The sequence below is a fragment of the Thermotoga sp. 2812B genome, from assembly GCF_000789335.1.
GTDB classification, from domain to species: Bacteria; Thermotogota; Thermotogae; order Thermotogales; family Thermotogaceae; genus Thermotoga; species Thermotoga maritima.
This window is the reverse complement of sequence record NZ_CP003408.1, coordinates 1,464,385-1,487,586: the sequence shown is the minus strand read 5'-3', so window position 1 is coordinate 1,487,586 and position 23,202 is coordinate 1,464,385. Positions and strand designations below refer to the sequence as shown.

The following is a 23,202-nucleotide window of genomic DNA, read 5'->3' as shown; positions in this document are numbered from 1 at the left end:
AGGGGGATGAAAATCGTGAGTAAGGTCATTCCCACAATAGTTATTCTGCTTTCTCTCTTATACACGCTCGTGTTTCCCAGTCCTTCTTATGATTATCAAACGACAGTGAGAGAAAAAACAGAGGTTCACACTCTCCTGCTAGAGAAATCACACTCGGAAGATTTAACTGTTGAAAGTCAGGGTTTCTAACCTTTTGCTTTTACTCACAATCTGACTAAATGAAGTTAGAGGGTATGATTAGGATCAATATAGTTGCTGATGGAAGAAAAAGAATATTTAAGGAAAGCAAAATAAAAAATGGAAAGGGGGTAAGTCATGGAATTTTTAAATAACCCGACTATGGGAGAAATTGGTCTGGAGTGTTGTCAAAGTAATGGAAACTGCTCTGAGTGTTTCAATCCGGATTGTAATGGGATATGTGACCCTTCATGCAATGCGGTATGTGATTGTAATGCTTTATGCACACTGTGTATTGTGCCGTAAGAAGGAGGGTGAAAATTTATGGAGTTCCTGAACGATCCATTAGAGGTTTTTAAACCAGTTGAAGATATCATGTGTTGCGATAAGAACGGTAACTGTGATTGCATAAACGCAGTGTGCAACAATTGTGCGTGCTAAAAATATTTACCGTGGGGGTAATAACATGGAGTTTTTGAATTTTCCAGACGACTCTCTTTCTCCTCTTTGCTGTTCTACAAATCCTAATTGTGATTGCTGGGATTTGAACTGTTCTGGATGCTTTGATGACATGTGTGCTGGTTGTCTGGTGTGTTCTCCAAACGCGAACTGTACCGGCTGTTTGGCGAAAAACTGAGGGGTGATCTTTCGTGTTCAAACCTTCAAGGTACAATGTGATCTTCAGAGATGGCGACCATGTTGTGTTTGTGAATTTTCTAACCAGAGCAATCGCTCGTCTGGAAAAAGGCAAAGCAGAAATTGCAGAAAAGATTCTCAAAGATCCAAACGGAGAGATCCCTGAAGAATGGTTCTCCATAAAGAAAGATTTGATCTACGGAGGATATATCGTTGATGAGGACTTTGACGAGATAGAGCATCTGAAACTTATGAACAGAATGACCCGCTATGATTCTTCCTCGGTTATGATCACGATCATACCCACCCTGGCATGTAATTTTGATTGTATCTACTGCTATGAATCGAAGGCGGGTCCTTCGATGACAGCGAAAACGGCAGAAAGGATTGTGGACTACCTGAAAAGACTAATTCGAGTTAAAAAATCTATAAGTGTAGGCTGGTTCGGAGGGGAACCCCTCCTGTGTTTTGAAGTGGTGAAGTTCGTAAACTCATCGTTGATAGAAGCATGCAGGGAAAACAATGTGAATTTTTACTCCTCTATGTCAACGAATGGATACCTTCTCGACAGAGAAAAAGCGGAATGGTTTGACAGGCTCGAAATAAGAAACGTTCAAATAACGATCGATGGCCCAGAAGATGTTCACAATAAATACAGGCCTTTGAAAGGTGGCAAGGGAACTTTCGGCACCATTGTGGAAAATCTGGAGAATCTCTTCAGGGTTACAGAGAAACTTCAGGTCACGTTCAGGATGAATGTAGGACCCGACAATTTCCATCGTGTGGAAGAGTTTCTGAACGTTCTGGAGCGATTTCCAAAAGATAGAACGAGAGTATATTTCAGGTGGATTTTTGGATCAAACGGCAGGAAATCCTTTTTCAGGAAGGTCTACGAGATCAGAGATCGGGAGTCTCTGAACATCCTCAACTTCTACGAACTTGCTGCGAAAAGAGGTTTTAATGTGTTTCTTCCCGTTCTTGTACAAAACAGATACTGCGAGTACGACTGTGTGTCTTCTGCTGTGATAGGTCCACAGGGAGAGTTGTATCCATGCACAGTGAGAGTGGGAAAAGGCATGGAGATAGGAAAATTAACCGACAGAGGGCTGGAGTACGACAAGAAAAAATATCTCAGATGGCATTCTTTCGATGCTTTCGAAAGCGAAGAGTGTATGAGGTGCAAACTCCTTCCTGTGTGCATGGGAGGTTGCAGAAGTGCCAGGTTCGATGGCAAAATGGGATGCCCCGAAGAAAAAAGAGATCCGGAGAAATTTGCAAGGGAATGGTACAGGATAAAACTCCTTGAAAGGCAGGTTGAAAGACATGAAGCCTTCAAGATTTAACTTGGTAATAAATGAAAGCGATGGCACACTTTTGTTCAACACGCTTTCTCAAGCCCTTCTGTGGATAGATGGAAAAAACACCAACAAGGTGCTGAAGACCCTGGAAGATCCTTCCTCAACAGAGCTTTCAAAAGCGGAAGTTGAAAAGTTGAAACGGGGAATGTTTTTGATTGATGACAACTTCGATGAACTGGAGTTTCTGAAATTTCGCTTCAACATGTATCGCTACAGTGATAGATTTTTAAGATACACGATCGTTTTAACCCACTCCTGCAACTTCGATTGCGTTTACTGCTATCAGAAGGTACTTCATATCTCCTCGGGGTCCTACATTTCTGAAAAAGTGCAAGGCGACTTCCTCCTGGATGTGGAAAGAAAATTAGAGTACCAAAGACCAAACCTGTTGAGCGTTACTTTCTACGGGGGAGAACCTTTGCTTCTGGAAGAAAAAGTGGTGAATCTGAGCAGCAAACTGAAAAGACTCTGCGAAAAATATGGTGTGAAGTACGATTCCTTCATCGTGACAAATGGCTACCTTCTGACGGAGAAGATGGTAGATGATCTTCAGAAAGCAGGAATAAAGGCACTGGACATAACACTGGACGGTACAGAAACGTACCACGATCGGTACAGAAGAGCTAGAAACGGTGCACCAACTTTCAGCACCATTTTCGAAAACATCTTTCGTGCTGTCAGCAAAGGCCTATTTGTTCAGGTCAGAGTGAACGTGTCCAGAGAGAACGTCGAAGATGTGAAGAAACTCATCGATAGGATAGCAGAGAAAAAGTTGAGAGTGGAGTTCAATTTCCAGCCCATAGAGATCGTTGAGGGAAATCCCACAGGCTTTCAGGACACAGCACTGAACACAGAAGAGTTTGCGGAGATAGAAACGAAGCTGTGGTGGTACGTCAGAAGGAAAATCCCTGAGTATCCATTCGAATACTTCAAGAAACCACGTTTTGCAAGATGCGATGCTATGTGTAAGAACAGTCTTGTGATCGATGTGGATGGGAAGGTGTACAAATGCTGGGGTGAATTGGGAATGGAGACCTGTTCAGGTTTCCTAAAAGAAACCGGTGTCGAATTCACCGGATCGTATCTGAAGTGGTTGACGTATGACCCACTTGAAGACGAAGAATGCAGAAACTGCTTCGTTCTTCCCTTCTGCATGGGGGGATGTGCCTTCAACAGGGTGGTTTATGGAATCTTGAAGTCTTCAAAAGTAAAAAAGCCTCACACATGCATTCCGTTGAGGTACAATTTAGATGAATTTATAAAGGTAGTTGCAGATTACAAAAGGAGGGGTGCCGTCCATGGAATTTCTCAACGATCCAGTGGTGGATGAAAAGGTCTATCTGAGCTTTTGTGATGGTTTGAAAGACCGATGTGGAGATAGAGTGGGAAACTGTGATGAATGTACGAACAGTCACTGTGTAGGCCTTTGCAACACCGAATGTGATCATGTTCCATGGTGGAAGCGAATTTTCCTCTGGTGGTGAAGGTCATTTGAAACTTCTGATCAAAACGTTGTACTTCATTAGAAAAGATATCCTCATCTGGCTTTCTTACAGAACACAGCTTGTTCTCGGGCTCTTATCCGGTTTTGTGGGAATTGTCCAGTTCGGTTTCATTGGAAAATTCATCGCACAGGGGAACTACTTTCCCCTGATAGAGCGATACGGTGGTGACATCCTGGCGTACTTCATCACTGGTTCTGTTTTCATGTCTTACACGAATCTTGCCCTCATGACCTTCAAAGGTGTCATACAGAGAGAACAGAGCATGGGAACTCTCGAGTACATCCTTCTTTCAAAGACACCTCTCTGGCAGCTTTTTCTCTTCAGTTTCGTGTCTTCCTTCTTTTTCACCACGCTGAACATCACATTGATATTTTTGGGGTTGGTCTATCTCTTCTCAGTTCACATCACACCCAACTTTCTTGAAGCCCTGGTTGTTCTTTTCACTGTAATGCTTCCTCTCATGGGTATTGGACTTCTCTCTGCGTCCATCGTTCTCGTCACAAAAAGAGGAGATCCTGTGGGATGGCTGTACAACACTCTCAGCGGCCTGTTTTCTGGTATCTACTTTCCCGTGGAAATTCTTCCGGACTGGATAAGACCTGTTTCGTACCTCATTCCCAGCACGTACGGAATGGACCTTCTACGAAGAGTTCTTATGAGAGGCGAGCACCTTTCCAGTATAACGAAGGGACTAGTTCTTCTTGCAACAACAGGACTGGTACTGATACCATCAGGAGTTATCGCCTTTAAAAGATCTTTCAAACAGGCTCGGTTGAGGGGAAGTTTGAGCTGGTACTGAGGTGAAAACGTGCTGAGGGTGATCGATGTCTGGAAGAAATACCCCCCGAAAACACAGGCTTTGAAGGGTGTGAGTTTTGACATAGAAAACGGAACCATTACAGCGGTCTTCGGCGAGAATGGCTCTGGAAAGACGACACTTTTGAAGATCATAGCTTCCTTTCTCATTCCTGATAGAGGAAGGGTTCTCATAGACGATGTGAACATCGTGGAAAAGCCTTCCTTTGCAGTGGAAAAGGTGAGCATATCAACTGGATACGAAAGGAGCTTTTACTACAGACTGACGGTGGAAGAGAATCTGAAATTTTTTGGCATGCTGAACGATCTTCTTGGAAGAACGTTGAAGAGAGAAACAGAAAGAGTGATGAAAGAACTGGGTCTTCTGAAGTACAGGAAAAAGAGGTACATGGAACTTTCCACCGGATACAAAAAAAGAGTTGATGTGGCAAGAGCTCTGATGAAAAGGGCAAGCATATACATCTTCGATGAGCCGTGCAGTGGAGTTGATCTCAGAACGAGATTGAAGATACACGAGATCATGAAAAGACTCAAAGAGAGTGGTAGAATCGTTATCTTTGCAAGTCATGACCTGGAGGATCTAAAGATCGCAGACAGGGTGATCATTTTGAAAAAGGGCGAAAAAGTTCTCGAATTTTCTCCGAAAAAGGAAGATTTAGCGGCAACGTTGAAAGGTATTTTAGAGATACAGGCATTTCCAGGGGATTGAGAGGCTATGAAATTTTTCTCAGCAGGTAACCTCAAAGGCGATATCGGAAAATTCGAGAGGAAATACAAAAAGCACTATCCGATTTTCTTGTTACTGGAGAGCCTGTTTTTGACCACCAACGTTCTCACGCCACTTCTCATAAAAAGGACCATCGACAGTGCGTTCTACAGGGGTTCTGTAGAAGAAGTCGTTCTGTTTTCCATACTTTACTTTGTCGTTCTTGTGTCTCAGTCCTTCATCATGTACAGACTGAACTATTCAGTTGCGAAACACCTGCTGAACGCATCACGGGTTAAGGAGTCAAGGAGTGCCTATGCGAAAATCCTGACGCTTCCACTATCTTTTCTGAACTCGAAAAACACCGGTGACTATCTTTCGGTGTTCATGAGAGATATTCCGAAGGTGTCTTCAGGGGTTTATCTTGCAAGGCTGCAGTTTTTCTTCAATCTGGGATTTTTTCTTGTTGTTCTTTCGCTTCTGTTCATCCTGAATGTGAAACTTACCCTTGTGGTCCTGGTGAATGTTGCTCTGTTTTTCGTATCGACCTCAATCCTGAAAAAGATGGTCATCAGGACCTCTCAGAAAGATCAGGAAGCCTACCAGAGATTTTTGAAAAGATCCAGAGAAGTGGTGGAAGGAATGCCGGTTCTCAAACAGTTCTCTGGATCTTTGTTTCTCAGAGATTTCCTCGATTCAAGTGCCAGAGAGTGGAGCAGGGCAAGCATTACCCACAGCACGGTAAACGAACTTTCGAACAGGAACATCGAGATGAACAGATGGGCCGGGAGTACCATTGTCCTTGCCTTCGGTGTTTACCTTCTCTGGAAGAGTGAGATAAGTGTTGGAACCCTTCTGGCCTTTGAGTCCTACATGAACTGGATGTACGACATTGTAAGAATGGCACTCACAGGTCTGACGATGTTTTTCTCAACACTTCCTAACTGGGAAAATTTCACAAGAGTGTTTTCCCTGCCTTTTGAAAGAGCAGGCGGTATAGATCTTGAAAGGTTCGAAAAACTGCAGTTGAAAAACGTGCACTTCAAATACGATGAAACACCTGTTCTTGCTGGTTTGAATTTCGAGATAAACTCCGGGGATAAGATCGCAATTGTGGCAAGATCTGGTGCAGGAAAGAGCACGCTCGTTTCTCTTTTCAACAGGCTACTGTCTCCCACAGAGGGTGAAATTCTCATAAACGGTGTTCCCATCGAACAGTACTCTCTTCAATCACTCAGAAGAAACATCGTTCTTGTTCGATCGAACGATATTTTGTTCGACACCACTATCAAAAACAATATCACCCTTTTTGAAGACTTCCCAGAAGATGAGATCGAAAATGTTCTCAAAATGTGTGAGTGTGACTTTGTTAAGGAACTGGAAAACGGAATAGACACGGTTGTTGGAGAAAGAGGGACAAGACTCTCAGATGGTCAGAGACAGAGAATCGTCCTTGCAAGGGCCCTGATAAGAAAGCCGCAGGTTCTGATTCTGGACGAGGCCACATCTGGTGTTGACAGCAGAACGGAAGAGAGAATCTTCGAAAAAATTTTGAAAGAAGTAGAAACTGTGATCATCATCTCGCACAGGCTTTCCACTATAAGAAAGGCTAGAAAGATATATGTCATGGAGGATGGGCGGATTCTGGATTCTGGTTCTCACGATGAACTGGTCATCAGGTGTGAAAAATACACAGAGATTTTGAGAGAGCAGTTCGTGGAAGAATGAACCGGGAGGAAAAGTGGGTATGAAAATAGGAAAGTTTCACCTAGTGAGAAAAAATCACATGGTACTTGCCATTTTGACAACCGCAAGTCTGGTTGTCTCAAGCTTTTTCTATTCCAGGAGGGTCACTTTGCTTCAGAGTGCTGTTGACAAGGCTATTCAAAGCAAAGAGCTTTCAGCGTTCCTGGGAGACACTCTACTGTTTCTGGTATTCCTCATATTAACTATCATCTTTGATTTCATGGCCAGCTTTGTATCCGCCGTCAACAATGTTGGCATGTTCAAAAACCTGGTTGGAAGTCAGATAAAGTTAATGCTCAACGCTGATATGCTTGAACTGAAAAAGAAAAACACAGGAGAGATAATAACCCGTATGTTCGATGATGGGTGGTACATAACCAGTTTGTACTCATTCACTATTCCAGATTTTGTGGCGACATCGTTCAAGGTGGGATTGCTCGGTTTTGCATTTTATCAGCTCAGTCCAAAGATTCTTCTCATTGCTCTGCTTTTATCTCCTTTTTACAGTTTCCCACTATCAACGTCCAGGCGGAAAATAATGGAACATCAGGAAGAAGAGCGCTTGAGTTTTGAAAAATGTGTCAAATTCATAAACGAGACACTGAGTGGTGCAGCGGTTATCAAAGCGTTTGAATCAAAGAGGTTCTTCAACAGAGAGTTTGGAAGGCTATCCAACCTGTGGTTGAAAACGTCGAACGCACTCTTCAATGTGGTAACGAAGACAGAGAGTCTATATCCATTCTTGAACGGCATGCTTCCAATAGCTGTCGTTGCTCTATCGTCCTTTCTCATCGCAAAAAAGGAGATAACAATTGGAAGTGCAATTTCGTTTTTCTACTTCATCAGCGGTTTTTACTCTTCAATAAGCGATATTTACAGTTCTGTTCTGGACGTTATGAGATCAAAGATATACAAAAAGCGAATTTCAGATGTTATGAAACTCAATACTGAAAAAGATGGTGAAAAGGAACTCAGAGATTTCAAACAGATACGCTTTCAAAATGTCTCCTTTGGATACCCGGATGGCAGAGAGATACTCACGGGTTTGAACATAAAGATAGAAGCAGGAGACAAGATAGCCATAGTAGCAAGTTCTGGGGTGGGAAAGAGTACACTTGTCTCTCTCCTCAACCGTTTTCTTACGCCCACAAAAGGTAAGATCTTCATCAACAACATTCCCATCGAACAATACTCTCTCCAATCACTCAGAAGAAACATTGTTCTTGTTCGATCAAACGATATTTTGTTCGACACCACCGTCAAAAACAACATCACCCTTTTCGAAGACTTTCCAGAAGAGGAAGTAGAAAGAGTACTCAAAATGTGCGAATGTGACTTTGTTGAGGAACTGGAAAATGGAATGGACACGGTCGTTGGAGAAAGAGGAACAAAACTCTCAGACGGCCAGAGACAGAGAATCGTCCTTGCAAGGGCCCTGATAAGAAAGCCGCAGGTTCTGATTCTGGACGAGGTTACATCTGGTGTTGACAGCGAAACAGAGGAAAAGATCCTTGAAAAAATTCTGAATGAGATCGAGACGGTGATCATCGTCTCTCATAGACTTTCTACCATAAAAAAGGCCAGCAGAATCATTGTACTGAACGATGGAAGGGTGGAAGCTGAAGGGACCCACGAAGAACTCATGAAGAAATCTCCTCTCTACAGAGAAATTGTGAAGAGCCAGCTGATGAGATGATTCGATTTTTCTGCCACACGTCAACTGAATTGTAACAAATCGTCCATTTGTAAAATTATGACTTATTTAGGTTATAACCGCTAACGGGTGTATAGGGGAAAGGACGGTGTTCATGAAAAAAGAGATAATAACATTGGACGAGTTTCAGAAAGAATTCGAAGAACTGATAAAAAGGTATGTTCCAAGACGAAGAAGGGATAAATTGATATCGAAATATGAAAGTCTGATAAATACTCTGGCCATTGAAGGAGAAAAAGTCTTAGTGCAACCTTACTTCGAAAAACTCAAAGGGATTGGTGATGTGAATTTATATGCTCTTAGGTTGGAAAAGAAAAATCCAAAAAGAACTATGTAGTTTTTCTCTGCGCTTTTTTAGAAAAGGAAAGCAGCGATTATGACAGAGCTATAAACAACGCAAAGAAAAGATTACAAAAGATCACGGGAATATTGTGAAAGATCTAAGAGGAGGTGACGGAGGTGAAGGAATTCAAAAAGTATTCCGATGTTTTTGAATTGTTCGAAGAAATGGGATTTCATCATTCTGAAGAGGAAAAAGTTTTTATCGAAGTGATGTCTCAGATAGGAGGTCAGCTGCTAGCCTATAGGAAGATGCACAACCTGACCCAGAAAGATCTGGCCAAAAAGCTTGGAGTATCCCAGTCTATGGTTTCAAAAATTGAAACAGGAGAGAAAAACATATCTATTAGGGTGCTGGCAAAGATAGTCGCTGCACTTGGTGGTAAAATCAAAATATCTCTTGGGTTACTGCCGGAAGAAGAAAACAAATCACCAAGATATGGCTTTGGAGTGTCTGAAGAAATAATCACATCTTTTGAAGCTCAAAGGAGTGTCGCTGCATGATGAAGCAAAAAAATAGTATTATCCCTTCAAGGAGTTTTTTCAGAATGCTGGGTTACTTCATTGAAGAAGCAAAATTTCAGTTAAAAGAAGTAAAAGGCAATTTTATTGATTACCAACTCGAACTCGAAACAGAATTTGAAGAAATAGTTCGACAGGGCAACAGTTTTTTTAGAAGCATTATTTTGGGTGTTCACATAGAAGGAAAGCAAGAAAACGTGCAGGTTCATGATATTTATGTGAGAATAAAAGGTAATTTCGAAGCTGATCTCAAAGAAAGCGAAAAGGATTTATTTGATAATCTCTGCAGGTACAACGGTTTGATGAACTTGCTTGTTATAGCCCGTTCTTTCATCGCTACAACGACTGCTCAAATGGGAATTCATCCTATACTTATCCCAATGGTGGACCTCACAAAAGTTGAAATAAAAAATTAGTCGCCAGAGTTAACTTCGCGGATTGTTTATCAATAAATGCAACATATTGAACGAACCTAGTTAAATTGCCATATTTAAAAGATGCGTTATTTCAATCATAACATAGGATAGTTTGAAATCATTCGGGCACTTCTATCTTCATAACATTTCTAAGCTTTTCGCATATGATCCAACTTTGTGTTTTTATGTTAACACATCAAGAGATATTTATCACAATTTCCTGGAGGGGATGTGTTTTCTGTAAATGAGGTTGTCCCAGAAAAGACCGGACATCCATCTGGCTTCATTCAACGTACAGCAAGATAGAACGGTCTATTCTTCTTCGTTCCACTAGTGGTAAAAAGAGACGAACAAGTTCTTCTTCTGTCTCACTGTCGATGGGAACACGGTTTACAACACGAAACGTCATAATCCAGGCTCTGAGGCCTTCTTCTCCGTCTTCTAAAATGCCGTAGAATAGTTTTAACGCTTATCAGGCTGAAACTAGCAAGACACGTTGAAGAAGGTGGTGCGGTATGAAAAGATTCATTTCTCTAATAATTTCTTACCTTGTTTTAATCTTCTTCGCTTCTGCAATGGTTCTTCCTTTTTTCTGGATGATCTCTACTTCTTTCAAAAAAGCCAACGAAATTTTCATTCTTCCACCACGTTGGTTTCCTAAAGAGCCCACTCTTGAGAACTACATAGAACTCTTTAAATCGGTAAATTTTGGACGACCATTTCTGAACACAATCATTGTGGCAGGAAGCATCACATTTTTCTCGATATTGCTAACTTCAACCACAGGATACGTCTTTGCCAAATACAAATTCAAAGCAAGAGACAAACTTTTCTTTTTAATATTGTCAACTATGATGATACCAGGACAGATGACTCTCATTCCTGTGTTTCTGATTGTAAAACAGCTGGGCTGGCTCAACACTTATACAGGAATCATTGTACCTGATTTGGCGAGTGCTTTCAACATATTCTTCATGCGGCAATTCTTTTTGACCATACCTAACGAACTGATCGAAGCTGCGAAAATAGATGGTGCAAGAGAAGACTTTATTCTGTTCAGAATAGTGCTTCCTTTATCTAAACCTGCTCTTACAACGCTTTCTGTATTTACGTTTGCGGGCTCCTGGAATTCTTTCCTGTGGCCACTCATAGTTGCTCAGAGTGAAGAATACTACACTTTACCGGTAGCAGTTTCTGTTCTTGCGGGACAACATAGTGAAAATCTTGGGCTCCAAATGGCTGGAGCCACGATTGTTATCATTCCAATACTTGTCTTCTTCATATTCACCCAGAAGTATTTCGTGAAAGGAATTATTATGAGCGGGTTCAAGTGATATTACTCTTTTTGCTCAGAATGTATTCAATGATCAATCCCACACCTATTCCGATAAAAAGAGAGGCTACAAGACAATACACAGAGTATCTGAAAAGAATAAAACCGATTCCAAGGCCTATCAGGGTCGTTCTACCTGTTATACTAACTCTTTTCATAAAAAATCATCTCTCTTTAAGTCAGCATTTTTATTATACTCTCAAAATCCTCCAGCATCCACTCAACGTTTGATTCTTTTTTGGCGGCTTTCTTTGCAAGCCTGTCAGCTTCGTCGTTACAGAAGTTTCCGGAGTGGCTCTTTATCTTTTCGAATGTCACCTCCAGTCCCATCTGACAGAATTTTCGATAGTAATGTCTGTACACCTTCGTTACCAGCTTGTTTGTCCTGTACTCCTCCGTTGCCCACTTTTCCAGACCCTCAAGGTCGTACCTGAGAACGAGCTTTCTCGCTCCCTTTTTGAGAGCGTAATTCATCGCAAAAAGTGCAGCCATGATCTCACCGGTTATGTTCCTTGAGTCTTTAAACTCATCGATGTCTGTCCAGAAGTAGTATTTTTCTTTCCTTCCTCTGTAGCACAGAACAACTCCGGATCCGCACACCTCATCGTAACTTCCATCGACGTAGGCGATCATCGTCTCTGTGTCTAGTTCCAGACAGACACACTCGTTCTTCCCTTCCATGTAGGATTTTGCGTCTTCCAGCCTCTCAAAACTTCTGTACTCGGCACCTGGGAAACCTTTTACCTGTTTTTCTGCCTCTTTCCAAGTTTCGTAGATCCCGGGGACTCTTCCTTTTCTTACAGCGTAGTATTTTTTTGTCACCTCTATCACCTCTCAGATTCATTTATAGCATGTTCATGTTAGAAATTAAGGTCCTGGATGTATAATTGACTCAGTCATCAAGGGGGGATGTTTCATGGAAAAAAGAGTTCTTGGAAAAACGGGTGAAAATCTCTCTGTAGTTGGATTCGGTGGGATCGTTGTCATGAACGAGTCCGTGGACAGTGCAAAGAAAGTAGTTGCCAGGGCGATCGAAAGGGGTATAAATTACTTTGACGTGGCTCCTTCTTACGGAGACGCCGAGGAAAAACTTGGCCCGGCGCTGAAGCCTTACAGAGATCAGGTATTCCTTGCCTGCAAGACGATGGAGAGGACAAAAGAAGGTGTCTGGAGAGAACTGAAAGAATCTCTGAAGAGACTGCGCACAGATCACCTTGATCTCTATCAGTTTCATGCCGTGACCACGCTGAACGAGGTAGAAGCTATCTTTTCACCCAATGGAGCTATAGAGGCCTTTTTGGAAGCAAGAGAGGAAGGTTTAATAAAATACATCGGTTTTTCTGCTCACAGTGAAGAGGCAGCACTCGCGATGCTAGAGAGGTTCGATTTCGACACGGTGCTTTTCCCGCTGAACTGGGCAAGCTGGCTGGGAAAAGGATTTGGCAAAAAGCTCTACAGCAAAGCCAGGGAGAAAAACATGGGAATTTTGGCAATAAAGGCTCTAGCAAAAAGGCGTTTGGAAGAAGGAGAAGAAAAACGCTGGAAAAAATGCTGGTATTATCCTGTGGACGATTTTGAGGAAGCATCCATGGCGCTTCGATTCACACTTTCACTTCCTGTCACTGCAGCTGTAAGTCCAAGTCACCAGGAATTTCTGTGGTGGATGTGTGACATCGTCGAAAAACAGGGAACAAAAATTAGTGAAGAGGAGTTGCAGATCCTGAAAGAAAAAGCTCAGAATCTGACACCCGTTTTCCCACTCGATCAATCTTGAGGCATGTGCTGTATTATCCCCAACAATCTCCTTCTCACCCTACCATCCTCTTTGAACCAGAAGGCAACAAACAGGGGCTGAACCTTGAGAGAGTACTTCCTTGCAAACCCTCTCACCACCTCTGGACCTTTTAGCCTGATTTCAAACCTCACTCCATCGTACCTTCCATAGTTTCTTAGGAATCTATGGAGTGTGTATGCCTTTTTGAGCCTTTCTTTCCTTGAAATGAATTTCCTATCAAGAAGAGCCATGTAGGTGGAAAGGAAAAGGATTTATCTTTCCTCTAATCTTTTTGTTTTTATCTCTTTCTATGCAGCCGAGAAATTCTCTTCTATTTTCAGTTTCACCTATTCATTTAACAGGGGTGGAGGAAAAGACAAAATATTGGATTTTTCAAGAGCTTTTGCTATTTTTCTTAACATCTCTCCCCGAATCTTTTGTGTCTTCCCGTTTAATATGTCGCTCAGTCTGTTTCTTGAAACCCCTGTCATTTCTGAGAGGTGTTTGATGAATGTGATGTTTCTTCTCAGAAATCTCTGGAGAGATTTCGTGTTTCTGTAGAGTTTCTGTAGAGAGAATTGTTCAATCTCAAACACATTCTCTGGACTTTTTTCAAGAGATCACTCGCGCTGTCTTTTAATCCTTCAGAAGTGATAGTAAGATGTGTTATATCTCTCAGGAAAGATTTTGTGAAAATTAGCGTGATTCTTTTTGTTTTAAGCACGGTAATTGTTTTACCCTGGAGTGGCCACGAAGGTTTGACCTACTACATCGTGAAAGATATTGTACCAGATGAGATGGTCACCATCACACCGTACAACTACCAGGAAAACAGAGTTTACAATCTCTCAAAACTCGTTCTTGAAGACGTGTGTGGTCAAGATACGATATCTGCCTGGGAAGGAGCGATTTTACCTCCAAATCCCCCTCCTGAAGACGGAAAGGTTCCTGCCTGGCAGATCCTGACCGTGTACTCTTCGGAGCCAGATTGGGGAATGGACCAGGGAATAGATTTTCCTCCTTATGTAAAGCTCGTCAAAAACATCACTAAGATGGATTTGAACACAACAGCTGTTCACAGGCATTCGAAGTGGAGCATTCTTGGGCTTGAATTCTTCGAAGCTGACAAGAGTTTTTACTACTTCCATGATATGGCAAAGGAAGCCTTCAAAAGAGGCGACAGATACTGGGGATACAGGTTCCTCGCCAGGGCTCTCCACTACATCGAAGATCTATCACAGCCCTATCACAACAAACCAGCAGACGTGGGTGAAATCATAAAGGCACTGTGGAATGGATCGATTAGAACGATGATGGAAAACGCTCATTACGCTTACGATAGATTTCTTGCCTATTTGATCTATTCTGGTGATGCCGAGACGATATCAACAATAGAGAACGCTAAGCCGGTATTTGTAGAATCTGAATGGCACCTTGTGCAAAAAGTGAGGAAAATTGCTTTGGATTACTTCACGATTGTGCATGAAGAAATAAAGAGGTTATTTGGTGAAAAATTGTACAAGAAAGTTGGTACAGTATCTTTTATCGACGAATACAGAAAAATGGAAGAATGCAACCAACTTGACACTCTCAAAAAACACACGCTGTCGATACTGAGCAGAGTGTCTTCCCTTTTGAAAGGCTACTTGATCTCGTTTCTTTTTAAAGTAGGGGAAAATTGAGGAAAGTTGATTGACTTTCTGTGCATTGAAGCCGCTTTTTCGTGATTCCAGAAAATTCGCACAAGATAAAAAGCCCGGCAGAAGCCGGGCTGAGTATTAGTTAATATTATGGGGACTCTAACAATCCACCGAAAGTCTCATCAGGCCAGTAGGTCGGAGTGGTAGCACCTGTTTCATCCCATTCAAGTGTTGGGAAGTATTTCTTCAGGTTGTCGTAGTTTGCAGAGTTTTCTTTAAGCTTGTGCAGATGTACAATCATGGTGTATTCTTCACTTTCCATAGAAAGTGGGATCGTGATTGTCCCGAAACGTACGAGTTCTAGAAGTTGACCTTCTCCCTGATCATCCACGACATCTTCAACATAATAACTACTTGTTAAATCATGAATATCAGCTGGATCATTCTCTACATCGCTATCCAGCTGAAGAATTGCCCAGGCAAGTTCCTGCACACTCTCAACAAAATCCGCAAGATACGTCGCTCCATTCTCATTAAATGTCAAAAATGGGTCAAGGGCGTTCCACTCACCACCATCATCTAAGGGGTTTATAATTCTGTAATCTACGTTACCGTCACCTTTCCCATCGATGTACGCTAAAACATCAAGTTCCCAAGCGAGAGGATCTTCGTAATTCGCGGGATTAGGAAAATCTTCAGGTAATGTTAGATTCCAAGTTAACGGTAAATCTATTCCTGCTTTCAATGCTTCTACAAGAGCAAGAATGTACGCAAGTTCTCCTTCATCGATAGAAATGTAATCACTGTCCGTGAAACCGATACTGCTCGGCAGAGGTTCTCCTCTCAAAGCAGCAGACACAGTTTCAAAGTCGAACCAGGCATCTCCTCCGGCTTGATCGATAACAGGAGTGGATTCAAAGACAGGCTCTTCTATCCCGTACAAGATTTCATACAATTCATACGTGTGTGTACCATCAGTGATTCTCAAGGGTGCGTACGGCTCTGATGTCCCATCTCCATCCCAGTCCAATGCATTCACATGGAAGTCGAAACTCGCATGACCTTCAATAGCCGTTTTTAGACACTTTTCAGCATCAGACAGTTTATCGTTGAGATTTCTCAAAAACTGCAAGAATTCTTCGTAAGTCATTCCATTTGTTTGTCTCGTAGTGGCGTCTCTTGGAATACTCATAAACTTCCCAATGAGGAATTTTGCCAGTGGAAGTACTGTCTCGCTGTTTAATCCAACACCTCTTACAGGAGCAGATGGTATTAGAGGAAGAACCTGTGACATGGTTTCAAGCAAAAAATTTGATAAATCATTTATAGCTTCAAAAGTCAGAATTACTCCCATTCCCGCATTTGCTTCTGGATTGTCAGGATCACTCTGTAAAACTGATTCGAAGTAGCTCTTTGCTTCGTCGGTGTTACCACTGTTGAGAGCATTCAAACCTTCTTCGACAAGGGTTGTAGAAGTTCCCGGGGTAACAGAAGATGGTCCAGGACAGGCAGTCAAAAAGAGTAAAATTGCCGCGACAAGAATACCCTGAAGAAACATCCTGAAACGCATACTTTACACCCCCAACTGAAAAGTTGTTAACTATATTGTATCACATAAAGTTGTTAACTACATTATATCACAATTATTGTATCACAATTGTTAATTGTATTTTGTCTTTGCTTTACACAAATCTTGCCTTATGACAGAAAACATGGGACCTCCAAAAATAAACCGAATTGTATCACTTTCCTTCTACATATCAATTATAATAATTTATGATCCGCAGTTTGAATGTAACAATTTTGTGTACCTGAGGCTTTTCATCTTCATACGCACAAAAAGCCCGGTTGTAAAAAAAAAACAGGCTTAGTATATAAAAACAAAAGCCGGGCTGTGTGCCCGGCTTACTTCGGAAGCGGTGTGTTACCAAGAAACTTGTGTTGAACTTAAGTTTAAGCGCTGTCTCTGGTAGCGGGGGTGGGATTTGAACCCACGACCTTTGGGTTATGAGCCCAACGAGCTGCCAGACTGCTCCACCCCGCACCGTCTAATTCCGTTTTTATAATATAGCATTTCTTTTGTTGCCTGTCAAGGGGAGGGTATCTTGCAAGTTCTCTGTGGTATATGATAAAATTAAAAACAGACGAGCGGGTGTAGCTCAGCTGGTAGAGCACCAGCTTCCCAAGCTGGGGGTCGCGGGTTCGAATCCCGTCGCCCGCTCCACAACCCGGCACATGCCGGGGTATGTTTTTGTGGTATAATCATCCTTGACCCCAGTCTGGGGAAGAACCTGGGCTGGCGGAGACTAATAAGACGGAGGTGTTTGGTGGTGTCGCTCGACCCTGAAAAGAAAAACGAAATCATCAAAGAATTCCAGATCCACGAGAACGACACAGGATCCGTTGAGGTGCAGATCGCTCTTCTCACTGCGAGGATCAAACATTTGACAGAGCACCTGAGAAAGCATCCAAAGGATTTCCACTCCAGAAGAGGACTCATGAAGATGATCGGAAGAAGAAGGAAGATGTTGAAGTACTTGAGGCACAAGAAACCGGAAGTTTATCGAGAACTCATCGCCAAGCTAGGAATCAGGAAATAAAATTCTGAGGAGGGGGAAGCGGGCTTGTTGCCCGCTTCCTGATTTAAATTGATTGGGTAGAGGTGATAGGAATATGAAGGAATGGCGACGTAACATCCTTGGAAGAGAACTCGTAGTTCAGTATGGAAAAGTGGCGAAACAATCGAGTGGTTCAGCCCTGGTGAGGTTTGGTGACACAGTTGTTCTGGCAACCGCAAACATTTCAGACAAAGCAGTGGAAGGAATCGACTTTGTACCTCTCACCGTTGAGTTCCAGGAAAGGTTCTACGCTGCGGGAAAGATTCCCGGTGGTTTTATCAAAAGAGAGGGGAAGCCCAGTGAATCTGCCATTCTCTCAGCCCGTCTCATCGACAGGCCAATAAGGCCTCTTTTCCCGAAAAAGCTCAGAAACGAGGTTCAGGTTATCGTGACCGTGCTTTCGGTGGATCCGAACGTTCCACCGGACGTTGTGGGAATCTTTGCCGCGTCCCTCGCATTGAACGTTTCAAAGATACCGTTTGAAGGTATAGTGGCGGGTATTAGGGTTGGTTACAGAGACGGACAGTTCATAGCCTTACCCAGTGAGGAAGACATAGAAAAGGGTCTGATGGATATCACCGTTGCTGGAACAAAAGACGCTGTCACCATGGTCGAAGGTGAAGCAAAAGAAGTAACAGAAGAAGATATGGTGAAGGCCTTGAGATTCGCCCACTCCGTCATAAAAGAACTAGTCGATTTCCAGGAAGAGATTCTCTCAGAGTTCAACGTGGAGAAAATCCCCGTTGTCGAGCCCACACCACCTGAAGGCCTCGTTGAGGCTTTCAAAGATCTTCTAAACAAAGAAGAACTGGAAAGAAGAATCCTCGTAAAGGTGAAGAAGGAAAGAGAAGTGGCTCTCAAAGAGTACGAAGAACAGCTTCTGAATCAGATTGCAGAAAAATTGTCCGTAACCGATTTGGAAGGAATCAAACCCTTTGTCTCGGAACTCTATGAAGATGCCGTCAAAAAAACAATGAGGAGATTGATAGTGGAGAAGGGTATCAGAGCGGACGGGAGAAAACCGACCGAGATCAGACCCATCTCCTGCGAGGTTGGATTGTTCCCGAGAACACATGGCTCTGCTCTTTTCACCAGAGGGGAAACACAGAGTCTCGGTATCGTTACTCTTGGCGCTCCCATGGACGTTCAGATCATAGACACACTCCTCGAAGAGGGTGTCAAGAGGTTCATGTTGCATTACAACTTCCCTCCGTTCTGTACAGGAGAGGTGAAGCCGCTCAGAGGTCCCAGCAGAAGGGAAATCGGGCATGGACATCTGGCAGAAAGAGCTCTGAAGAACATGCTTCCACCCGAAGAAGAGTTCCCCTACACCATAAGAGTGGTTTCTGAGATCCTGGAGTCCAACGGTTCTTCCTCAATGGCCACGGTGTGTTCAGGATCCCTGGCGCTGATGGATGCTGGAGTTCCTATCAAGAAACACGTTGCAGGAATAGCGATGGGGCTCATTCTCGAAGAAGACGCCGAGATCATACTCACAGACATCATTGGAATGGAAGACCACTACGGTGATATGGACTTCAAAGTGGCTGGAACAAGAGACGGAATCACCGCCTTCCAGATGGACTGTAAGGTCTCAGGTGTCTCAGATGAACTCCTCATGAAAGCGCTCATGCAGGCAAGGGAAGCGAGAATGTACATTCTCGACAGGATGTATGAAACCATCTCTGCTCCAAGACCACATCTGTCCAAGTATGCACCGATCATAAAGGTAACCAAGGTCGATCCAGAGAAAGTGGCGGATGTCATAGGACCTGGAGGCAGAGTGATAAAGAAGATCATAAAAGACTTCGATGTGAAGGTGGAGATCGACGACGAAACAGGTCTCGTCAAGGTCGTTGGAAGTTCTGAAGAAAACGTTGACAAGGCCATCGCACTCATAAGGGAAATAGCCAAAGAAATAGAAGTGGGAGAAGTTCTGGAAGGAAAGATCACAAGGATAGAGCCTTACGGATTGTTCATAGAGGTGCGACCGGGCAAGATAGGCCTCCTCCATCAGAGCAAAGTAGGGGAAGATATGAGGCAGTTCTTGAAAAAGGTGAAAGTCGGTGATACCATAAAGGTACAGGTGATCAACATAGACGACCTCGGAAGACTGCAGTTCAAACGTGTCACAGAGGGGGAAAACACTCAGCATGGAAAGACACACAGTAAACGAAATTGAGATTTTCACCATACCATTTGACAAGGCGCGGACGATCTCCTGCGCCTTTTTAATTAAAAAGGGATCCGCTCACGAGCCAGAAGAACTTGCGGGGATCTCCCATTTCATAGAACACATGGCCTTCAGAGGAACAAAAAGCTACGATCACTTTTCTCTCAAGTACACTGTAGAAGTGGTTGGAGGAACTCTCAACGCCTTCACCGATAAACTCGCCACCGCTTATTATGCAAAAGTTCCGGAGTTTCACTTCGAAAAAACGCTGAACGTGTTGAAAGAGATAACTTTTTATCCCATTTTCTCTCCCGAAGACACCGAGATAGAGAGAAAGGTCATTCTTGAAGAGTACAAGATGTCCCAGGATGATCCAACCAGTAAACTCTTCGATACTCTGGTGGAAACTGTCTGGCCCGGGCCCTACGGAAGGCCCATCATTGGAAGGAAGGAAACTATTGAGAAGATCTCGTCGGAAGATCTCAGAGAGTATCACAGGAAAAACTACAATCTCCCGGATACCAAAATCATCCTCGCTGGAAAAATAAATGACGACTATCTTTCTCTTTTGGAAAAAGAATTGAGCGAATTAGAAAGGAACAAGCCAGGAGATCCTCTTCCACCTCCACCTTCGTTCGAACACACAGAACCCAGATACATCGTGAGGAACGACCTGGAGCAGGTACACATTGCCTTGGCAAGACCCATCTGTGGAAGAAACAGCGAAGATATATACCCGCTTTATGTTCTCAATACTGCTCTGGGAAGTGGTATGAGCTCCATCTTGTTCCACGAAATAAGGGAGAAAGAGGGCTTCGTTTACGATGTGTTCTCTCAGATCTACGCGCTGAAGGAAACAGGAGTCATCATCGTGTACGCGGCTCTTTCTCCTGAAAAGATAGATGAGTTCTTCTTGAAAATGAAAGAAGTTCTCTCCAATGAATCTCTCTTCATGAAGAATTTCGAATACGGAAAGACGAGATACCTTGGAAAGCTCGATATGGTCACAGACAATCCAGCCGGCATGATGAGTTTCGTGATCGATAATCTCTCTAATGACTCTCTGGAAACCATAGAGGAAAGGGTCGAAAGAATAAAGAACGTTTCGAAAGAAGACTACAGAAGGGCCTACGAGAGATTTATTGCTGGTAACTGGAGTGTGTTCGGGATAGGACCCGAGTCCGGGAAGATTATTGAAAAACACGAGATGATCGTTTGAGGAGGGATTAGATGAAAGAAGCCCTGACCTTTGACGACGTGTTGCTTGTTCCACAGTACAGCGAAGTCCTCCCAAAAGACGTGAAAATAGACACCAGGCTTACAAGACAGTTACGAATAAACATACCACTTGTGAGTGCCGCCATGGATACAGTGACCGAAGCGGCTCTGGCAAAGGCTCTTGCAAGAGAAGGTGGCATTGGAATCATTCACAAGAATCTCACTCCCGATGAACAGGCACGCCAGGTATCGATCGTGAAGAAGACCGAAAACGGCATCATATACGACCCCATCACCGTAACTCCGGATATGACAGTGAAAGAAGCTTTCGATCTCATGGCGGAGTACAAAATAGGTGGACTCCCCGTTGTAGACGAAGAGGGAAGGCTTGTTGGCCTGCTTACAAACAGAGACATCAGGTTCGAAAAGAACCTTTCAAAGAAGATAAAAGACCTGATGACACCGAGAGAAAAGCTCATCGTTGCCCCTCCAGACATCTCCCTTGAAAAAGCAAAAGAAATTCTCCACCAGCACAGAATAGAGAAACTTCCCCTCGTCTCAAAAGACAACAAGCTCGTGGGATTGATCACCATCAAGGACATAATGAGTGTGATAGAACATCCCAACGCGGCGAGGGACGAAAAGGGAAGGCTTCTCGTGGGTGCAGCGGTTGGAACGAGTCCTGAAACCATGGAAAGGGTGGAAAAGCTCGTAAAAGCGGGTGTGGATGTGATCGTCATAGATACCGCTCACGGTCACTCCAGAAGAGTGATAGAGACCCTCGAGATGATAAAAGCGGACTACCCGTATTTGCCGGTAGTGGCCGGAAATGTGGCGACCCCGGAAGGAACGGAGGCGCTCATAAAGGCAGGAGCAGACGCTGTGAAAGTAGGTGTGGGTCCCGGATCGATCTGTACAACGAGAGTGGTAGCTGGTGTTGGTGTTCCGCAGCTCACAGCCGTTATGGAATGTTCTGAAGTTGCGAGAAAGTACGATGTTCCCATCATAGCGGATGGAGGAATCAGATACTCTGGAGACATCGTGAAAGCACTTGCAGCCGGTGCCGAGAGTGTCATGGTCGGAAGTATCTTCGCCGGTACCGAAGAGGCACCGGGAGAAACGATACTGTATCAGGGTAGAAAGTACAAGGCCTACAGAGGTATGGGTAGCCTTGGCGCTATGAGATCTGGAAGTGCGGACAGATACGGCCAGGAAGGGGAAAACAAGTTTGTCCCCGAAGGAATAGAGGGTATGGTGCCGTACAAAGGAACCGTAAAAGACGTGGTGCATCAGCTTGTGGGCGGACTCAGATCCGGTATGGGATACATCGGTGCCAGAACAATAAAAGAACTCCAGGAAAAGGCAGTCTTCGTGAAAATCACTCCAGCTGGAGTGAAAGAAAGCCATCCACACGACATCATCATAACGAAAGAATCTCCGAACTACTGGGTCCAGGCTTAAGAGAGTTTCTTTATGATTTCGTACTCTTTCATCGCTTCTTCGTGCATGCCGATTTCTTCGTAAAGACGGGCGAGCTTCAATCGAAGCTTCACGTTTTCCGGCTGTTTCTGGAGCAGCTTCAAATAAATCGAAGCTGCTCTTTTTTTCATGCCGATTCTCCTGTAAAAAGACGCTCTGAATCGAGCAGAAAGAAACGGGAGAGCAAGAAGAACAGGGAGAAACGGGTAATATCTATCTTTGTTCTCTTCAGACACCTCCGACTTTTTCGAAACAGCGGCCAGTTTTTCTCTGAGCTTTTCTTTGGGAATGGTGAGCTGTTCGTACTCGTCGAGGATCTCCTCCACGTTCCCAGAGGCGTCCACCTTTGCAGAGATGGAAAAGTATTTCTTTATCTGTTCTTCGAGTTCGTCTGTTTCACTGTATCCCAAGTGATGTGCCACTTCAAAAAGTCTCAGAATATAGGAGTAATTCTCCTCTTTCAGAGGTATCTCCTTTGCTTTTCTCACAAGATGGTAGGCTATTTCTTCGGCATTTTCCACCTTCGAGAGAGCTTCCACCACCTCGAATGAGAACACGAAAGGATCTTCAAGAAACCTGTTCACAAGATCTTCGGCGAACTTCTCGGGGTTTTCTAATTTCAAACTGATGCCGAGCTTCCAGAAAAATGGTGAAGAGAGAAATTCCTCCACGTCTTGCAGTTTCTCAGCAAAACTCTTCAGCTCTGGAAAGATTTTTTCCAGCAGGGGAACTTCTTCCTCGGAAAACACTTCTTCTGTGTCTCTTAGTTTTTCAAGGAGAGCTTGAAAGTCTTCTGAGATGATTTCTCGAGAGAGGGAGGGGTGTTTTTCAACGAGCTTTTTTTTGGCAAAGAGAAACTCTCCAACATTTTCTAATTCTGGATCAGAGGGGTGTTTTTTCATGTAGTCGAGAAAAAGATCTATGGCGTTGTCCAGATTCGTTTTTGAGAGGTCTTTTATCTCCTCAAGAGATAGCGCCATCGTCAGAAGAGAAGGTATCAGTAGAAGAAGAATGAAGATAATTCTCAAAACT

23 protein-coding genes and 2 tRNA genes are annotated in these 23,202 nt (G+C 43.4%); 17 read left to right on the top strand and 8 right to left on the bottom strand.

Features of this window, described 5'->3' with window-relative positions; all coding sequences use genetic code 11:
* Nucleotides 1-827 precede the first annotated feature (827 nt).
* The 9 genes from T2812B_RS07690 to T2812B_RS07650 all read left to right on the top strand — a co-directional run bounded on the left by T2812B_RS07690 (nucleotide 828) and on the right by T2812B_RS07650 (nucleotide 9,935).
* Nucleotides 828-2,156 (top strand): radical SAM protein, encoded by a 1,329-nt coding sequence (locus T2812B_RS07690; protein WP_008195284.1) that lies wholly within the window; start codon nucleotides 828-830, stop codon nucleotides 2,154-2,156.
* Nucleotides 2,137-3,501, top strand: coding sequence for a radical SAM protein (locus T2812B_RS07685; protein ID WP_008195282.1), 1,365 nt, complete (start codon nucleotides 2,137-2,139; stop codon nucleotides 3,499-3,501). Before T2812B_RS07690 ends, T2812B_RS07685 begins: the two co-directional genes overlap by 20 nt.
* Nucleotides 3,502-3,662: 161 nt before the next feature.
* Complete coding sequence (locus tag T2812B_RS07680; RefSeq protein ID WP_008195280.1) at nucleotides 3,663-4,475, top strand: ABC transporter permease; 813 nt, start codon at nucleotides 3,663-3,665, stop codon at nucleotides 4,473-4,475.
* A 9-nt stretch (nucleotides 4,476-4,484) separates the two neighbouring features.
* On the top strand, nucleotides 4,485-5,201 hold the full coding sequence (locus T2812B_RS07675) for an ATP-binding cassette domain-containing protein (RefSeq protein WP_008195278.1): 717 nt from the start codon (nucleotides 4,485-4,487) through the stop codon (nucleotides 5,199-5,201).
* Between the two features lie 6 nt (nucleotides 5,202-5,207).
* Nucleotides 5,208-6,926: an ABC transporter ATP-binding protein gene (locus T2812B_RS07670; RefSeq protein ID WP_008195277.1), complete on the top strand. Its 1,719-nt coding sequence runs from the start codon at nucleotides 5,208-5,210 to the stop codon at nucleotides 6,924-6,926.
* Between the two features lie 19 nt (nucleotides 6,927-6,945).
* Entirely contained in the window at nucleotides 6,946-8,640 is a 1,695-nt protein-coding gene (locus tag T2812B_RS07665; protein WP_008195275.1) for an ABC transporter ATP-binding protein, read from the top strand.
* A 112-nt stretch (nucleotides 8,641-8,752) separates the two neighbouring features.
* The gene (locus T2812B_RS07660; RefSeq protein WP_004083342.1) at nucleotides 8,753-8,995 is read left to right on the top strand and encodes a hypothetical protein; all 243 of its coding nucleotides are present in this window, start codon (nucleotides 8,753-8,755) and stop codon (nucleotides 8,993-8,995) included.
* 122 nt (nucleotides 8,996-9,117) lie between these two features.
* Nucleotides 9,118-9,501 (top strand): helix-turn-helix domain-containing protein, encoded by a 384-nt coding sequence (locus T2812B_RS07655; protein WP_004083341.1) that lies wholly within the window; start codon nucleotides 9,118-9,120, stop codon nucleotides 9,499-9,501.
* A gap of 44 nt (nucleotides 9,502-9,545) precedes the next feature.
* Nucleotides 9,546-9,935: a hypothetical protein gene (locus T2812B_RS07650; RefSeq protein WP_038051066.1), complete on the top strand. Its 390-nt coding sequence runs from the start codon at nucleotides 9,546-9,548 to the stop codon at nucleotides 9,933-9,935.
* 283 nt (nucleotides 9,936-10,218) lie between these two features.
* Here T2812B_RS07650 and T2812B_RS09885 read toward each other — a convergent pair whose 3' ends face one another.
* Nucleotides 10,219-10,344: a hypothetical protein gene (locus T2812B_RS09885; protein ID WP_008195264.1), complete on the bottom strand. Its 126-nt coding sequence runs from the start codon at nucleotides 10,342-10,344 to the stop codon at nucleotides 10,219-10,221.
* Nucleotides 10,345-10,450: 106 nt separating this feature from the next.
* Here T2812B_RS09885 and T2812B_RS07640 point away from each other — a divergent pair, with 106 nt between their 5' ends.
* The gene (locus tag T2812B_RS07640; protein WP_008195262.1) at nucleotides 10,451-11,269 is read left to right on the top strand and encodes a carbohydrate ABC transporter permease; all 819 of its coding nucleotides are present in this window, start codon (nucleotides 10,451-10,453) and stop codon (nucleotides 11,267-11,269) included.
* Here T2812B_RS07640 and T2812B_RS07635 read toward each other — a convergent pair.
* A complete protein-coding gene (locus tag T2812B_RS07635) occupies nucleotides 11,262-11,426 on the bottom strand; it encodes a hypothetical protein (protein WP_008195261.1) in 165 nt (54 codons plus the stop codon). The genes T2812B_RS07640 and T2812B_RS07635 overlap by 8 nt on opposite strands.
* 16 nt (nucleotides 11,427-11,442) lie before the next feature.
* On the bottom strand, nucleotides 11,443-12,090 hold the full coding sequence (locus T2812B_RS07630; protein WP_008195259.1) for a viroplasmin family protein: 648 nt from the start codon (nucleotides 12,088-12,090) through the stop codon (nucleotides 11,443-11,445).
* Nucleotides 12,091-12,184: 94 nt separating this feature from the next.
* Here T2812B_RS07630 and T2812B_RS07625 point away from each other — a divergent pair, with 94 nt between their 5' ends.
* Entirely contained in the window at nucleotides 12,185-13,042 is an 858-nt protein-coding gene (locus tag T2812B_RS07625) for an aldo/keto reductase (protein ID WP_008195257.1), read from the top strand.
* Here the strand turns inward: T2812B_RS07625 and T2812B_RS09900 are convergent.
* Both T2812B_RS09900 and T2812B_RS09895 read right to left on the bottom strand, forming a co-directional pair.
* Nucleotides 13,033-13,194, bottom strand: coding sequence for a hypothetical protein (locus tag T2812B_RS09900; protein WP_369792325.1), 162 nt, complete (start codon nucleotides 13,192-13,194; stop codon nucleotides 13,033-13,035). The two genes, T2812B_RS07625 and T2812B_RS09900, sit on opposite strands and share 10 nt — an antisense overlap.
* A 195-nt stretch (nucleotides 13,195-13,389) precedes the next feature.
* A complete protein-coding gene (locus T2812B_RS09895; RefSeq protein WP_369792336.1) occupies nucleotides 13,390-13,533 on the bottom strand; it encodes a helix-turn-helix domain-containing protein in 144 nt (47 codons plus the stop codon).
* A 267-nt stretch (nucleotides 13,534-13,800) separates the two neighbouring features.
* Between T2812B_RS09895 and T2812B_RS07615 the strand changes: the two genes are divergently transcribed.
* Nucleotides 13,801-14,724, top strand: coding sequence for a hypothetical protein (locus T2812B_RS07615; protein WP_231556573.1), 924 nt, complete (start codon nucleotides 13,801-13,803; stop codon nucleotides 14,722-14,724).
* A 106-nt stretch (nucleotides 14,725-14,830) separates the two neighbouring features.
* Here T2812B_RS07615 and T2812B_RS07610 read toward each other — a convergent pair whose 3' ends face one another.
* Both T2812B_RS07610 and T2812B_RS07605 read right to left on the bottom strand, forming a co-directional pair.
* Nucleotides 14,831-16,252, bottom strand: coding sequence for a hypothetical protein (locus T2812B_RS07610; protein WP_008195249.1), 1,422 nt, complete (start codon nucleotides 16,250-16,252; stop codon nucleotides 14,831-14,833).
* Between the two features lie 397 nt (nucleotides 16,253-16,649).
* A tRNA-Met gene (locus T2812B_RS07605) sits at nucleotides 16,650-16,726 on the bottom strand.
* Between the two features lie 104 nt (nucleotides 16,727-16,830).
* On the opposite strand from T2812B_RS07605, the gene T2812B_RS07600 reads away from it, so the two are divergent.
* From T2812B_RS07600 to guaB, 5 genes are all read left to right on the top strand, one after another.
* Nucleotides 16,831-16,906, top strand: a tRNA-Gly gene (locus T2812B_RS07600).
* A 106-nt stretch (nucleotides 16,907-17,012) separates the two neighbouring features.
* Complete coding sequence (gene rpsO, locus T2812B_RS07595) at nucleotides 17,013-17,282, top strand: 30S ribosomal protein S15 (RefSeq protein WP_008195245.1); 270 nt, start codon at nucleotides 17,013-17,015, stop codon at nucleotides 17,280-17,282.
* 73 nt (nucleotides 17,283-17,355) lie between these two features.
* Nucleotides 17,356-19,482, top strand: coding sequence for a polyribonucleotide nucleotidyltransferase (pnp, locus tag T2812B_RS07590; protein WP_008195244.1), 2,127 nt, complete (start codon nucleotides 17,356-17,358; stop codon nucleotides 19,480-19,482).
* A complete protein-coding gene (locus tag T2812B_RS07585) occupies nucleotides 19,454-20,692 on the top strand; it encodes a pitrilysin family protein (RefSeq protein WP_008195241.1) in 1,239 nt (412 codons plus the stop codon). The genes pnp and T2812B_RS07585 overlap by 29 nt, the downstream gene beginning before the upstream one ends.
* Nucleotides 20,693-20,703: 11 nt before the next feature.
* A complete protein-coding gene (gene guaB, locus T2812B_RS07580) occupies nucleotides 20,704-22,152 on the top strand; it encodes an IMP dehydrogenase (RefSeq protein ID WP_008195239.1) in 1,449 nt (482 codons plus the stop codon).
* Here guaB and T2812B_RS07575 read toward each other — a convergent pair.
* Nucleotides 22,149-23,198, bottom strand: a complete 1,050-nt coding sequence (locus T2812B_RS07575; protein WP_008195237.1) for a lipopolysaccharide assembly protein LapB — start codon at nucleotides 23,196-23,198, stop codon at nucleotides 22,149-22,151. The two genes, guaB and T2812B_RS07575, sit on opposite strands and share 4 nt — an antisense overlap.
* Nucleotides 23,199-23,202: the final 4 nt, after the last annotated feature.